At 36.4% G+C, this 14020-nt stretch carries 16 protein-coding genes and 2 pseudogenes; 2 read left to right on the top strand and 16 right to left on the bottom strand.

Going from position 1 to position 14020, the window contains the following annotated elements:
* Positions 1–320: 320 nt before the first annotated feature.
* The 14 genes and pseudogenes from Ami3637_RS14270 to Ami3637_RS14210 form a co-directional block, all read right to left on the bottom strand.
* Complete coding sequence (locus Ami3637_RS14270; protein WP_243158029.1) at positions 321–1013, bottom strand: transporter substrate-binding domain-containing protein; 693 nt, start codon at positions 1011–1013, stop codon at positions 321–323.
* A 115-nt stretch (positions 1014–1128) separates the two neighbouring features.
* Positions 1129–1974 (bottom strand): CotH kinase family protein, encoded by an 846-nt coding sequence (locus Ami3637_RS18020; RefSeq protein WP_162363143.1) that lies wholly within the window; start codon positions 1972–1974, stop codon positions 1129–1131.
* Between the two features lie 14 nt (positions 1975–1988).
* Positions 1989–2677 (bottom strand): annotated as a pseudogene (locus Ami3637_RS18015) (CotH kinase family protein).
* A 132-nt stretch (positions 2678–2809) separates the two neighbouring features.
* Positions 2810–3490 (bottom strand): DNA/RNA nuclease SfsA, encoded by a 681-nt coding sequence (gene sfsA / locus Ami3637_RS14250; protein ID WP_162363141.1) that lies wholly within the window; start codon positions 3488–3490, stop codon positions 2810–2812.
* 13 nt (positions 3491–3503) lie between these two features.
* The gene (locus Ami3637_RS18770; protein WP_330586669.1) at positions 3504–3659 is read right to left on the bottom strand and encodes a hypothetical protein; all 156 of its coding nucleotides are present in this window, start codon (positions 3657–3659) and stop codon (positions 3504–3506) included.
* Positions 3660–3662: 3 nt separating this feature from the next.
* Positions 3663–3970 (bottom strand): annotated as a pseudogene (locus Ami3637_RS14245) (VOC family protein); the annotation flags it as partial.
* A gap of 162 nt (positions 3971–4132) precedes the next feature.
* Positions 4133–5551 carry a D-alanyl-D-alanine carboxypeptidase family protein gene (locus tag Ami3637_RS14240; RefSeq protein ID WP_162363140.1) on the bottom strand — a complete coding sequence of 473 codons (1419 nt, stop codon included), beginning with the start codon at positions 5549–5551 and terminating at the stop codon, positions 4133–4135.
* A 146-nt stretch (positions 5552–5697) separates the two neighbouring features.
* The gene (locus Ami3637_RS14235; protein ID WP_162363139.1) at positions 5698–5961 is read right to left on the bottom strand and encodes a TIGR04076 family protein; all 264 of its coding nucleotides are present in this window, start codon (positions 5959–5961) and stop codon (positions 5698–5700) included.
* A 72-nt stretch (positions 5962–6033) separates the two neighbouring features.
* The gene (locus Ami3637_RS14230) at positions 6034–6708 is read right to left on the bottom strand and encodes a potassium channel family protein (RefSeq protein WP_162363138.1); all 675 of its coding nucleotides are present in this window, start codon (positions 6706–6708) and stop codon (positions 6034–6036) included.
* Positions 6709–6804: 96 nt separating this feature from the next.
* Positions 6805–7770: a potassium transporter TrkG gene (locus tag Ami3637_RS14225; protein WP_330586939.1), complete on the bottom strand. Its 966-nt coding sequence runs from the start codon at positions 7768–7770 to the stop codon at positions 6805–6807.
* A 29-nt stretch (positions 7771–7799) separates the two neighbouring features.
* Positions 7800–8165 (bottom strand): potassium transporter TrkG, encoded by a 366-nt coding sequence (locus tag Ami3637_RS18010; RefSeq protein ID WP_279286675.1) that lies wholly within the window; start codon positions 8163–8165, stop codon positions 7800–7802.
* A 281-nt stretch (positions 8166–8446) separates the two neighbouring features.
* Complete coding sequence (locus Ami3637_RS14220) at positions 8447–9145, bottom strand: response regulator (protein ID WP_162363137.1); 699 nt, start codon at positions 9143–9145, stop codon at positions 8447–8449.
* A complete protein-coding gene (locus Ami3637_RS14215) occupies positions 9105–10601 on the bottom strand; it encodes a sensor histidine kinase (RefSeq protein ID WP_243158028.1) in 1497 nt (498 codons plus the stop codon). Before Ami3637_RS14215 ends, Ami3637_RS14220 begins: the two co-directional genes overlap by 41 nt.
* Before the next feature lie 16 nt (positions 10602–10617).
* Entirely contained in the window at positions 10618–11292 is a 675-nt protein-coding gene (locus Ami3637_RS14210) for a Crp/Fnr family transcriptional regulator (protein WP_162363136.1), read from the bottom strand.
* Between the two features lie 133 nt (positions 11293–11425).
* On the opposite strand from Ami3637_RS14210, the gene Ami3637_RS14205 reads away from it, so the two are divergent.
* A complete protein-coding gene (locus Ami3637_RS14205; protein WP_162363135.1) occupies positions 11426–12127 on the top strand; it encodes an ATP-binding protein in 702 nt (233 codons plus the stop codon).
* Positions 12128–12157: 30 nt separating this feature from the next.
* Positions 12158–12328, top strand: a complete 171-nt coding sequence (locus Ami3637_RS14200; RefSeq protein WP_162363134.1) for a DUF6774 domain-containing protein — start codon at positions 12158–12160, stop codon at positions 12326–12328.
* Positions 12329–12369: 41 nt separating this feature from the next.
* Here the strand turns inward: Ami3637_RS14200 and Ami3637_RS14195 are convergent, their stop codons facing one another.
* Positions 12370–13287: an MBL fold metallo-hydrolase gene (locus tag Ami3637_RS14195; RefSeq protein WP_162363133.1), complete on the bottom strand. Its 918-nt coding sequence runs from the start codon at positions 13285–13287 to the stop codon at positions 12370–12372.
* Positions 13288–13341: 54 nt separating this feature from the next.
* A complete protein-coding gene (locus Ami3637_RS14190) occupies positions 13342–14007 on the bottom strand; it encodes a DUF6320 domain-containing protein (RefSeq protein ID WP_162363132.1) in 666 nt (221 codons plus the stop codon).
* Positions 14008–14020: the final 13 nt, after the last annotated feature.

The following is a 14020-nucleotide window of genomic DNA, read 5'->3' as shown; positions in this document are numbered from 1 at the left end:
GCTCTCCTCATTTCTGTTTTTTAGCTTCCTGAATATATTATACTATAAATGCGTTTTAGTTCAAATAGAAATCCTGCCAATAAAAAAGCATCATAAATGATGCTTTTTTATTATATTATCTTTATCTTTATTTCACATATTATTCTTCTTACTGGAATTAGCTGAAACGGAGACAACTGCCATGAATTATTAATCCATGGTAAAAATCCATTTAAATCCTAATTTATCAAAGCCTTCTTTTTCTTCTAATAAATATTTATTAGTTAATTTAATAAATCCACCATTTATCCTATAGGTGTCAATAAACTCATTTATCTGGGCTAGTAATTCTGTGTTCCCTTCTGAATAGCAATTCCCCACTCTGAAGCAGTTTGATTTTCTATGGGTATCAGCTTTGTTGTTTCAGGGTTTTCCTGCCAGCCGTCATAAATAGTTAATTGATTGTCAATAAAGCCATCTGCATTTCCATTTATTAGTTCTGAAGTGCATGATTTTTTATCTGGGAGTATTATAATTTCAGCATTGGGCAGATTTTTCTGTGCAAAAATATATCCTGTTGAATTGGCTATAACAACAACTTTTTTTTCTTTTTGATTGAGACTCTCAATGGATGTAATATCTGAATCTTTATCCACCAGTACCGCTGACATAACATTGGCATATGGCTCGGAAAAATCAACCAGTTGTTTTCCTTCGTCTGTAATTGTCATGGAGGATATAACCATATCCGCTTTTTTCTTTTGCAGAGCAGGAATCAGACTGTCATAAGAAACACTTTCAATCTTAACATCTCTCCCCACATATTCACCAAATGCTTTGATAAACTCCACACTGATTCCATCGGGATTTCCTTTGTCATCTTTTCTTTCAAATGGGGGGTGAGTCAGTTCCATAGCAACCACCAGAGGTTTTTGTTTGGTTTTTACCTGATTCTGATCACTTTTATCATGACACCCTGTAAAAACAACTACTGATAATAATAGTACAACCATAATGCTTAAAAACTTTTTCATCTTCTCGTCCTCCCTTTCAGCTATTATTCATTTATCAATAATGATTGGTTTTATTATATTTATTATATGACAAAACGGTTCCAAGTACAACAGCACCCAAAACCGTTTTGGTTAATTATCCTTTACTTTTTTGTTCTTTCATGGATTTTATATTATCATCATCCTGATTAGGCACAGGCCCTCCACCCTTTTGAGAACCCATATCCGAGATTTTCAGTGTACCTGCATCAACCAGTTGAACACCTTCTGCCTGTTGCCCTTCCGTAGTAGCTGGAATTTCTCCATTTAGCTGCTTCCTGATGCTTTCTGCTCTCAGGCTGCAAAATTTCTGTAATGTGTTGTATGCTTTATCAAATTCATCCACTGTATAAAAAGCAGTAGCATCATTTTTCACATAAGGACGAATCATTTCATATACGGATGTGATTTTTTTCTGGAACTTTCCTGATTCAAAATAATCCGCTATCAATTGGTCAAAATATTTATGATAACGTTCCTTATATTCCCCGTTATTAATGATAGCACTCCATAGTGGTCTGTCTTTCTCACTGACTCCTGAAAGGGGTGTATCTATTGCATAATTTACCAATGCAGTGGCATTGTCTGCAGTAGGGCTGCTTCCTTGTGCAGTTTGATTCTCTGGTTTCTTCATTCCCGCTCCACCAAAGGCACCAAAGGCTAAATTGTAATCCCATGGAATAACAGACAGCTTACCTTTATTCTCGTATAGATAGTAATTGTGAAGCATATTTCCCGTATAACTGTCATAATTATCCACAAAGTTATGAGCAACAAAATACTTTATAACAGAGTCTACATCTATACAAGTATCCAGATTTTGACCGGTGCTCAGCTGCTTCAAATCCTTTATCACTCTCTGTTTATCCTTGTCCGTTGCATCCGTCTCTGCGTTATCAAATATATCACTGTAACTTTCCAGCTTATCATCCGTATAAGCCAAACTTGCACCATTGCTTAATCCACCAGCAAATCCTTTATCCCCTCTGGTCCTTTTGGCGATAGTTCCTGCGGAGGAATCATTCCTTTCTGCCCTTTTCCAAGATTATTTAATTGTTCACTCTCTGGCTTGTATAGCTCTCCCTGATTTTCTCCATAATTTCTCGTGATAAATGAATCGCTTACATCTTCCACAGCCAGATACAGCCCCAGGCTTTTCCGTTTACAGTAATGTTCACAAAGCTGGTCAATGGAGCTGCTGCCCCAGTTTCCCTCATGATATCATAACTCAGATAATCTTTCATGTAAGTAGCATCAGACATAATATTATTCAGATTTAATTTATCCAGACCGTAATAATTCTGCCCATCTACATATTTACCAAAGTTAATCTTAAAACTATACCTGTTTGAAGAATCATCACTGGCAATCTGACTTAATGAAGTATTTCCTTTTGTTGCAAAGGAAACATCAGAAAATTTTTCACCGTCAACAGTAACATTAACTTTATATTTAGTTTTATCCAATGGATTTTTCAACAATTCATTCCAGTCATCTTGAGGTATTTCTACGTTGATATTATGTACCCTGGTATCATCTAATAATTTTTCCTGGTATTCCACTTTCGCTTCTTTAATCGATTTCTGGGCTGAAGTATTACTACATCCTGCAAAAGAGGAGATAATTAGAGATACCGCCAAAGCCATTGCAAAAATTTTTTTCATAGAATGTTCCTTTCTTTTATAACACAATCAAGTTGATTTTAATTTATGTGTTATATAAACAATAGAACATAAATACGAAAATCTCATAAGAGTTTTGTGAAAAATTAATGAAGTTTAAACAATAACAGGTAGTTGTCTGGTCATTCTTATACTATTTTTTGTAACGGCGCATTCATATGCCAAAACATTTACGCCCTCATTGTGAACCTTAGTAAGCATTTCAGCAAAAGCCTTATGGGTTTTTTCATTGGCCTTAAATATCTTAACATCCGCCATTTGAACCACAAAAATCACATAGGCTTCAAATCCATCCTGTATGCATTCTGCTAATTCCCTAAGATGCTTTACTCCCCTTTCTGTGGGTGCATCAGGAAACATAACCACTCCATTTTCTTCTAAAGTTACACCCTTTACCTCAATATAAATTTTCCGTTCTTCTGCTTCAACATAAAAATCAAAACGGGAATTCTTATATTTACTCTCAGGTCTTATTAATGTAATATTATCAAACAAAAAACCTTCCTGCAGGCGCTCCTGTACCACTTTGTTAGTAACCTGGCTATCCATATTTATCAGACGTTTTCCTTTATATACAGAAATAAGATCATATTTGGTTTTGCGGGTAACACTCTCTGCTTTCTGCACATAAATTTCTGCTCCTTCAATTAAAAATTCTCTGCATCTGCCTGTATTTTTCACATGAGATATTTCCCTTTTCCCATCAATCTCAATATTTGCTATGAACCTGTTGGGCCTGGAAATAAATCGGGCCGGTTTTATGTTATCATAAATCATTTTCTATCTCCATTTACTCTAAATGGGATTTAATATAAGAAATGGACACATCCATCCTTAAAGCAGTGTCTTCAATGGATAAACCACTTTCTAAAAACCGTTTGACAACGATATTCATGTTTTCTCCCACTTCGATAATATGTTTATCCGGATCATAAAATCTTATCACCCTCTGCCCCATGAATGTTCTTTCAAGGGATGTACATAATCAATGTCCTTAATAGTTTTAAGCTTTTTTAAAAAATCATCCAGATTATCTTCTTCAAAATATAGTTCCCCGGCATTATTTCCAAATTTGATTCTGTTTTCCTTCATATGGATAAAGTCTTCCCATGTCTTAACTGTCTGCAAGGCAATGCCTCCCTTTAAAACCACATTGGAACCAAAATCTTCTACAACATTCAAACCCAATACGTCCTGATAAAATCTTTTGGATTTTTCAATATCTTCCACAACAATCAAAGTACTCTTATAATTCATTTTCACCGCCTCCTTAAACTTCTTATTTATTCCCGTTTACTTTGCCATTCGCATATTATAATAAAAGTATAACATAATTCTTCAAAGGATAATAAAAGTATTGTAACCATATCACTAGAAAATAATGAAAGCAGTTGGAAATTCCAACTGCTTTTAAAATACTTATTGTGCCAGATTTTTTATCAGTCTCTGATATAACTGTGCCAGACTTGCCTTTTGGGATGACTCTTCTGCTACCAGAGGATACCTGCCAAGTTCTTTCTTGTCTTGATAAACTACTATCTCTCCAACCTTATCACCTTTTTTAACAGGTGCTTTAATTTTCTTATCCTGCTCTACTTTAAAAGTTACAGAATCTTTTTCTCCCTTTTTAACTAGTATTGAAATATCTTCACCTGCCACTGCATTGATTTGACTCGGTTCTCCTTTTTCTATTTCAATCAACCCATTGGGTTCTCCTTTTTCTGCCAGTTTCACGGTGTCATAAGTAGCAAAACCATAATCAAGAAGTTTTCCAGCTTCAGCGAAACGGACTTTAGAACTCGGACATCCCAGTACAACTGCTATCAATGTCATGTCATCCCGGGTAGCAGAACCGGATAAACAATAGCCTGCTTCCTGAGTGAATCCTGTTTTTATTCCGTTTGCACCTGTATACTGTTTTATCAGTCTGTTTGTATTGGTCAGCCCAAATTCTGTCTGCTTTCCTGGCAGCCCTACCATCATTTTATCCTGCCATTTTGTAAACCAGTCATGGGTTTTTTGGTGTTTAATCAGCTGGCAGGACATTATGGCAATATCGTGAGCACTTGTATAGTGATCTGCTACAGGGAGTCCATTTGTATTTGCAAAATGAGTATTTTCCATGCCCAGCTCTTTTGCTTTTGCATTCATATTCTCCACAAAGATTTCAACACTTCCAGAAAGATATTCTGCAACAGCAACACATGCATCATTAGCCGACACCATAGAGATGCCTTTCATCAAGTCCTCCAATGGATGCTGCTCTCCTGGCTCCATATACATTTGTGATCCACCCATGGAAGCCGCCCGTTCGGAGATGGTAACCATATCTGTCAGCTTAACCTGCCCCCGGTCTATTGCTTCCATGGCAAGCAGCATAGTCATTACTTTGGTAACAGAGGCCGGAGGAAGACGGTCGGCACCATTTTGTGAAAATAAAACAGTACCGCTGCCTGCATCCATTAGTACTGCTGCCTTTGCATCCACAACTAACCCCGAATCATTTATATCTCCTGAATTCTTAGATTTTGGGTCAACTTTTGCAGCACTGCCCGAAGTAGCGGCACTACCATTGTCAACGGTTTTAGCACTTGCCGCTTTATCTACAGACAACATTTCATTACCGTTGCTGCTGGCTGTATTGTTTATATCATCTGGGATGATTGTACTAATACCAATAGCACCACCACCGACAACGAGCAGTCCTACCATAAATATAGACATAATCCTTATTATGGTGACCTTATGCATAGTTTTTGCTACTATTGCCCTCTTTTTTAGCCGGTCGAACTTTTTTACAAATTTTCTTTTATCAGAATTTCTATTAAAAATACTCATAATTTCCCTCCCTGCCCTGCTCATGTGTTCAAGTCAGTTACACTATTATTATGATATTTTTAATCCGTTATTATTATTCTTAGATTCTCTCGAAAAAATGGATAAATTCTATATTATTACCATTATGGTTACATAACTTATTAAGTTTATACTCTTTCTATCTCAAATATATTTATCACATCTGCATCTGGGCAGCAAAATTTACATTTATCTGGATTTTCGCCTCCCGGTATGCTGCCACCATACCTCAGTATATCTATATACGGAAAAGCAGTATGTACCATCATAGGGCACATACTGCCTCTGTCTTTATCAAAGTCAAAAGTATCACCAATTTTATGTCCATAATGGCAAGCGCCACTTCCTACTTTGTCTATCATTTTTATTATAATCTTAGGCTTCTTTGTCATGCTCTTCACTCCTTAAAGTTATTTATTTACAGCATAACAAAATTTAAAGGCTATATCCATTATTTTGTTAATTTATTTTATTTCTACTTTTTTATGCATTAAAGCCAGCTTATTAAGTACTTCATTTTTGCCAATCAGAATAAGAACATCGCCCTCTGCAATTGCTTCATCGGGATCGGGATTAATATTCAACTGTTTTTTGGACTTGATACCAATTACATTAATCTTCAGCCTTGCTCTTAAATCTAATTCGTGGAAGCTCTTTCCAATCCATTCAGGCAATGCATCTAATTCCATCATACTATAATTAGAAGGTAATTCTACCGCATCAAACAAGGTATTAATGAGAAGGCTGTTAGCAATTCTAACCCCGGTTTCCTTTTCAGGATATACTACCATATCTGCTCCCAGCTTCTTCAAAATACGGCCCTGTAGATCATTCTGTGCTTTTGCAAGAACGTAGGGTACGCCTACTTCTTTTACGAATATAGTAGCCATTACACTGGCTTCAAGGTTTTCGCCCATTGCAATAATTGCAACATCAAAATTGCTGATTCCTAAAGATTTTAGTGCCTCTGTATCTGTAGCATCTGCTTTAACAGCATAAGTTACATAATCGGCCATCTCATTCACAGAATTTTCATCTGCATCTATTACCAAAACATCACAGCCATTATCTGACAATGTTGTGGCCACACTTTTTCCAAAACGCCCTAAGCCAAATATCACAAACTGTTTTTTATTCATTTATCTTCCTCCTGCTGCCGAAAGAAACGGCTCATATTTTTTTATAATACTATTACTAAATTTCAATGTTTCCATATTCATATGATTTCCATGAATTTAACCAATTAAAACTGCCTCTTCTGGTAATGTCAATTTTCGCTTATTGGTCTTTTGTGGATTCAATATCAATGCCAGCGTAATAGGACCAATACGTCCTAAATACATGGTCATTATGATAATTATTTTACCTAACACAGACAATGTGGGTGTCAAATCCCGTGTAAGTCCTACCGTTCCTATTGCTGATGTGGTTTCGTACATTATATCCAGAAAATCTGCATTTTCTACTACAGACAATAATAATGTTGAAGAAATCAGTACCAGCAAACTAAAGCAGGAAACTGCCAGGGCTTTCCTGCAGTAAGCAGCACTAACTTTTCTATGGAACAATTCTGCATCCTGATTTCCCTTAATAACCGCCCATGTAGAAATCAAAATAGTTGCCATGGTAACTGTTTTAATACCACCTGCGGTTCCAGAAGGAGATCCACCAATAAACATCAATAGGATGCACACAAAAGCTGTTGATTCCCGCAAGCCGCTTTGTGAAATCGTGAAATATCCAGCGGTTCTCGTGGTGATAGATTGGAAGAATGATGCCATGATTTTTTCCCATGCGGGCATTGTCCCAATTGTACTATTATTAGAATATTCCAAAGCAAAAATCAGAATGGCTCCACCGATAATAAGTGTAAGTGTTGACGCAATAGCTACTTTAGAATGAAGTTCCAGTTTTTTAAAAAACACTCTTAAACTTAATTTTTCTTCTACTAATTTTCTCGTTACTCTTACCACGTCCCACCAGACTGGAAAGCCGATACCTCCTACTACAATTAAAGTCATCGTAGTTAGATTTATAAGAACATTATCTGCGTATGGTGCAAAACTGTTGGAACCGATTAAATCAATACCAGCATTACAAAACGCCGATATGGAGTGAAATATGGATTTCCAAATGCCCGATATCAGGCCAAACTCCGGTATAAAATGAAACGCAAAGCAGATAGCACCTATCCCTTCAATAATGAAAGTTCCCCTCAGTACACGGATGGTCAGCTTAACAAGCCCCCCAATGTATTCAGATTATAGGCATCCTGTATCAGAATTCTCTCTGTCAGTGTGATTCTTTTATGCAACAGAAGCAGGATGGAAGTTGTAACGGTTATAACACCCAGACCTCCAAACTGAATCAGGCATAAAATAACAATCTGTCCAAACAAACTCCAATGTTCAGCTGTTGTCACAGTAGTAAGGCCAGTTACACATATAGAAGTGGTGGCTGTAAACAATGCGTCAATATAAGCGGTTTGCTGCCCCGCTTTTGCTGAAACTGGTAAAACCAGTAAAAATGAACCCAGTAAAATGGCGGCTAAAAAGCCATAAGCTATAATCTGTATCGGTGTAAACAATTTTTCCATTTTAGATAACATAACAGTCTTTTTTCCTTCTTTTTATCAAACAAAAATATAAACTATCCAAGCATAGAAAAATTGTTTTATCTATGTCTGCATAGCATGAATTATATTATATCCATATTTTAAAATAATGCAATCAAAATTAATACAATTTCAACTACCTAAATTACTTTATGCTAATTATAGCACTTTTGCTGTGAGGATGGTGTGAGATAAATACTATTCCTGTGAGAAACCTGTGAGAATTAAAAAAACCGTCTTTAATAAAACGGTTTTTTAATTCATTATTCATCAATCATTCTGTATCCCACTCCGACTTCAGTCATTATGTACCTTGGCTTAGCAGGGTTCTTCTCAATTTTTCTTCTAAGGGCTGCCATTAATGCCCGAAGTGCCTGTGTATCACTATTATAATCAACCCCCCACACCTCTTTTAAAATATAACCTGTGGTGAGTACCTTACCAATATTTTTAAAGAATAATGCTAGCAGATTATATTCCATAGGAGTTACATGAATCTGACTGCCTTCCAGTTCTACAATCCTTTTATTCAAATCCATTTGCAATTCTCCCACCTTAAATACAGAATTTTCTTTTTCCTTATTTAATTTACTCACATGTCTCAGAGCAACTCTGATTCTTGCCATTAGTTCAGCTGAAGAAAAAGGCTTTGTCAGATAATCATCTGCACCGATATCTAAGGCAGATACTTTTTCTCGGTCCTGATCTCTGGCAGACACAACAATAATTGGCATATCGGACCATTCTCTCACCTTTTCTATAATTGTGGTTCCATCAATATCCGGAAGCCCCAGGTCTAAAAGCAGCAAATCAAATTTTTCTGATACAAGTAAACTTAGAGCATTATTCCCATTATTTGCAGCCTTATGAGCAAAGCCCTCACCATTCAATGCATATGCGATAAAGTTTCTAATCTGCGGGTCATCTTCTACTATCAGAATATTTATATTCATGTTTTTCATTTTTCTTTACCTCCATTGGCAGTGTAAAAATAAATTCTGCGCCTTTTCCATCTGAACTGTTACGTGCTTCTATCTGCCCCCCATGAGCCTTCACAATGGCTTCACAGATGGTAAGACCTAATCCGGTTCCCCTGTGAGCATCTGCCAGCTTTCCTCTGGAAGTATAAAATGGCTTAAAAATAATGGATACGTCCTCGTTTTTTATACCATTCCCCTGGTCTTTTACAGTAAATACTGCACTGCTTTCCTCCTTATCTTCTATGACAGAAACACTTATTTCTTTTTCTTTAGGAGTATGTTTCACTGCATTATCAAGTAAATTCATTAAGACTTGCTGAATAAGTTTTGCATCCATAGGTACCAGCAGCAATTCCTCCGGGACCTTTACCTTAATCTCATAGTCAGGAAATCTCCTGCTTATATGAGATACCGCCCCTCCAACAATTTCTTCTACCGCTTCATTTTGTTTTTCTATGGTCAGCCTTCCATCATCTAATTTGGTAAGACTTAATATGTTTTCCATAAGTCCGTGTAACCAGTCAGCTTCATTATAGATTCCTCTGATCATTTGATATTTCTCATCGGTTTCATTAATCATATCCAGAAGCATTTCAGAAGTCCCGATTATACCAGATAAAGGTGTTCTTAAATCGTGAGAAATAGATCTTAGCAGATTTGTTCGGTACCTTTCCTGAACAATCTCTGCATCCGCTTCCATCTGTTTCTGAGAAGCCTGCCAGCGATCCATGGCCAAAGCTATACTCTCAATCATCACTTTCAAAAGGCTTTTCTGATCTTCATTCATGGTTTTAGCTTTACCAGATGGAATACGAATAACCCCCAGAGGATTTTCATTTCCATAAATAGGCCAATCCCAAAATTTTTCTCCCTCATCATATATCGTCTCTAAATTTTCAATTTTTTCTCTGATTTTTTTATATTTATCCGATTTATAGAAACATAAGCACTCTGCTTCACAATCAAAACTAAGGCTAACGGCGCTGGCAGAAATCTGAGCCATATCATTTATATCACTGGCGCAGGTTAATCTGGTGTTAAGGCTGTAAAGAGCAGTGGCTTCCGCCTCCTTTTGTCTGGCTTCAAAGGCATTATTTTTCATTTTCGAGGTTAATGTACTTGTAATGTATGAAGTGATTATCATAATGATAAATGTCATCAAATAATTAACATTATCTTCAGAAAATGAAAAATATGGTTTTGCAAAGAAATAATTAAAAGTAAAGGTAGCTATAACAGAAGCCACAATCCCAGTGATATATCCAGTGGCTGCCCAGGTTATGAGCAGAATAGCCAGGATATAAACCAGAGCCACATTAGTCTCTGATAATCCCATATATGTAAATATGTATCCTACCACAGAGGCCACTGATAACATCACAAAGATTATTAAAACCCTAAACGCAAACATATTTTTTATATTTTTATTTATTAACACTTTATTTCCCCCAGATTTAATTAAATTCGTCAATCAAAAGTTGAAATTCATTCCGGTTAAATTCAATTATACCTTCCTCTCTGAGTTTGCTCAGTTCATTGGAAAGTGCACTTCTGTCAACGCAAAGATAATCGGCCAGTTCCTGTCTGTTAAACGGAATTCTGAAGGCTCTTTTCTCCTGCTGCTGGGCTTGTGAAAACAAAAAAGACAATGCTTTTTCCCGGGTAGTACGTTTTGAAATATGTTCTATTTTATTGTTTAAGAGGATATTTTTCCTTGCTAATATACCCAGCATATTTTCCAATAATTTATGATGGAAAATACAAGAATTATTGCAGGTGTAAATAATTCTTTTGTAATCAATAAACATAACTGTACAGTTGGCGCTGGCAATAACACTTACAGGTAATTTTTCTGTAACAGCACAGGAAAACGCCTCAGCAAAAATTTGTCCTGTATCAATTTGTGCAATAATGTTACGATTTCCTAATATATCTTCTTTAACAATCTGCACACTTCCCTCTACTACGATTCCAACTTTGCTTATTTTATCTCCTGCCATAAGAATAATTTCATTTTTACTATAATCTTTTACCGTTGCCGAAAGACATACCAGCATACTCTCCAGATCATTTTCATCAATTCTTGCAAACAAAGGATTATTTTTTAAAATGTATAAATATTTTTTCATTTTTCACCTCTTTGTTGTAAAAACAACAGATTCTATTCTTGTAGTATAGTAGTATAAGCATATAAAGTCAATGACAATAAATTAAATCGCATAAAACAATTAATTATAAAAAAACAAGATGGAGGATATAATTATGATCAGAAAAATAATAAAAATTGATACAGAAAAATGTAATGGATGTGGTCTGTGTGCAGAAGCCTGCCACGAAGGTGCTATAGCAATGGTAGATGGCAAAGCTAAATTAATCCGGGATGACTATTGTGATGGTCTGGGAGATTGTCTGCCTGTATGCCCTACCAATGCAATTTCTTTTGAAGAACGTGAAGCTTCTGCCTATGATGAACAGGCTGTAATGGCAAGTAAATCTGCAAATCAGAAGCCACTGCCTTGTGGATGCCCTGGTACCCAGTCAAGAGCAATCAACAGAAACCAGAGTATTTCCCATCAGGTAGCGGAAAATTATCCATCTATGGATTCACAGCTTTCTCAATGGCCGATTCAGATTAAACTGGTTCCGGTAAATGCTCCATATTTTGATGGTGCCAACTTATTAGTGGCAGCAGATTGCACAGCTTTTGCCTATGGTAACTTCCACCAGGAATTTATCAGAAACCATGTGACAATTGTAGGATGCCCGAAACTTGATTCTGTAGATTACAGTGAAAAACTTACAGAAATCATAAAAAACAATGACATTAAAAGTATAAAGGTAGTTCGTATGGAAGTTCCTTGCTGCGGCGGTATTGAAGGTGCTGTAAAGCAGGCCCTGGTTAACAGTGGAAAAATGATTCCTTGGCAGGTAGTAACCATATCGACTGACGGGCGTATACTATAATGAGGTGCGTATACTATGACTCCATGCCAGGTGACAGTGTTTATAACTGCTGTCGCAAACATAATTGCAGAGGATAAATCAGAAAAAGAAATTGCGGTTTTATCAGCTATGTTCGTTCAATTGGCTGATACTCTTGCCACTTTATCTGTTTTAAAAGATGGAGCAGAGGCCATAGAAGAAGTACGAACTATAACAACATAAAAGACCCCCAGTGTATAATGCTGGTGGTCTTTTGTTTTTTCCTAGTTAAATTCTTTCAGAATAACATCTATCATGTGCTTGGCATTAATTGTAAAAGCTTCCTTTGGCTGTTCATTTGCCCTTCCCTCTGACCAATGGTATTTTGTGTATTCTGCCAGTATCTGTTCATCACTAAATCCCCTTTTGTATAAATCCAGCAGAAAATCCTTTTTATATTCCGCACTTTTAATATACAGGTCAAAATATTCATCCGTAAAATACTCCGGCAAAATACCAAAGTGTGGACATATGATATACTTTGGTCCGTAAGCTTTACATTTTAGTGCAGAATAAATACTGTCCTTATAACTTTTTAATATAGCAGTGTGCACAAACTGAGGATTTTCTAAAACTCCGGTACTTTCACTTGCAAACATAATTTTTCTTGGTTCCAGAACGTAAGTCAGTGAACAATCTGTATGACCTTTTGTTTCAAGCACCTTAAAGTACTCATCACCAATGGAAATTTCATCACCGTCTCCTACTACTACATTTACTTCAAGCCCATCTGTTAAAATTTCATTTTGGGTTTCTGAATACAAATCCCTTGCCGCTGTTCCAAGTTCTTTCATTAGAGCTCTTGCACCAGGTCTTGAAAATACTTTTTTAGCCTTGGCCGCGCCATATACCACAGCCTCTGGCCATCTTTTTTTAACATAAGGTAATGCTCCTATATGGTCGTAATGGGAATGAGACAGCAAAATTCCATCCAGAGTATGGCGGTCATTCATAGCTAATGCAAACTCAATATTTCTCACAACTCTGTCACCGCAATATGCCATACCACAATCTACTAAAAAGGTCTTATCACTGCCAAACACCAGGATAGCCTCTCCACCCTTTCCTGCAGTTACTCTGGACAAACCCTCTGGGAACTTAAATCTGTCATGATTTGGGAAGTCATTAAAAATCGTATTCATTATCAGTTACATCTCCCTTTCTAAAAATAATCTTTAATCTATACTAAATTGCTGCTATACATGAAGTCTTTTTTTTATTTCACCATAGGCAGCATGCCTTTTAAACAAAACAATTCCCGTTAAAAACAAAAAACTGCATCCTACACAAATTGCTGACGGGAGCTCAATTTGTAACCAGCCCAACATAAAAAAAACAATAGGAACAAATCCCAGTATGTTCACTAAATTTAGATAAATCAGGTATTCACTAGGCTGCTTTTTTAAAATAGCAGATAAAATAGCAATGGAAACCATGCATGCTATACAGCTACAGGGTAATACAAATTCTATGGACCATCGGTGCCAGCCCGTAAAATAGTCCCATAGGGCAGCCAGGCCACAGGTTATATAAAGTTCCCATTGTAATAGTTTAATCAAATTAGCTTTTCTTTTTATACCTATAGTCATCAAGAGCCATCCGCAGGCAAGTCCCGCTATTACAAATGCTGACCACATAGTCTGCTTATATGAAATATAATTTATAAGAACACTGACTACACAGGCAGATATGGCTGCCAACTTCATTAATTTGAAAATAAAATAAACTTTACTAATCTCACTTTTTATCATAGGGTACTGTGGTAAATCATCCTGAGATTCTCCCGACAGATTACAGTGACACAGGGGGCATTTTTTGTGAAGGCCTGCAACCTTAACTTTACAATACTCACAGTATAGCATAAAATTTTCCTCC

Origin of the sequence: Aminipila terrae (genome assembly GCF_010120715.1) — a bacterium.
Taxonomy (GTDB): Bacteria; Bacillota; Clostridia; order Peptostreptococcales; family Anaerovoracaceae; genus Aminipila; species Aminipila terrae.
This window is presented reverse-complemented; position numbering and strand designations above follow the sequence as displayed.

Excerpts from the sequence above, each read along its gene's own strand:
- Ami3637_RS14220 (WP_162363137.1), bottom strand. The coding sequence starts at position 9,145 with ATGAAAAACATGAATATAAATATTCTGATAGTAGAAGATGACCCGCAG.
- Ami3637_RS14230 (WP_162363138.1), bottom strand. The coding sequence starts at position 6,708 with ATGAATAAAAAACAGTTTGTGATATTTGGCTTAGGGCGTTTTGGAAAA.
- Ami3637_RS14195 (WP_162363133.1), bottom strand. The coding sequence starts at position 13,287 with ATGAATACGATTTTTAATGACTTCCCAAATCATGACAGATTTAAGTTC.
- Ami3637_RS14240 (WP_162363140.1), bottom strand. The coding sequence starts at position 5,551 with ATGAGTATTTTTAATAGAAATTCTGATAAAAGAAAATTTGTAAAAAAG.
- sfsA (WP_162363141.1), bottom strand. The coding sequence starts at position 3,490 with ATGATTTATGATAACATAAAACCGGCCCGATTTATTTCCAGGCCCAAC.
- Ami3637_RS14190 (WP_162363132.1), bottom strand. The coding sequence starts at position 14,007 with ATGCTATACTGTGAGTATTGTAAAGTTAAGGTTGCAGGCCTTCACAAA.
- Ami3637_RS14205 (WP_162363135.1), top strand. The coding sequence starts at position 11,426 with ATGATCAGAAAAATAATAAAAATTGATACAGAAAAATGTAATGGATGT.
- Ami3637_RS14235 (WP_162363139.1), bottom strand. The coding sequence starts at position 5,961 with ATGACAAAGAAGCCTAAGATTATAATAAAAATGATAGACAAAGTAGGA.
- Ami3637_RS14270 (WP_243158029.1), bottom strand. The coding sequence starts at position 1,013 with ATGAAAAAGTTTTTAAGCATTATGGTTGTACTATTATTATCAGTAGTT.
- Ami3637_RS14210 (WP_162363136.1), bottom strand. The coding sequence starts at position 11,292 with ATGAAAAAATATTTATACATTTTAAAAAATAATCCTTTGTTTGCAAGA.
- Ami3637_RS18010 (WP_279286675.1), bottom strand. The coding sequence starts at position 8,165 with ATGGAAAAATTGTTTACACCGATACAGATTATAGCTTATGGCTTTTTA.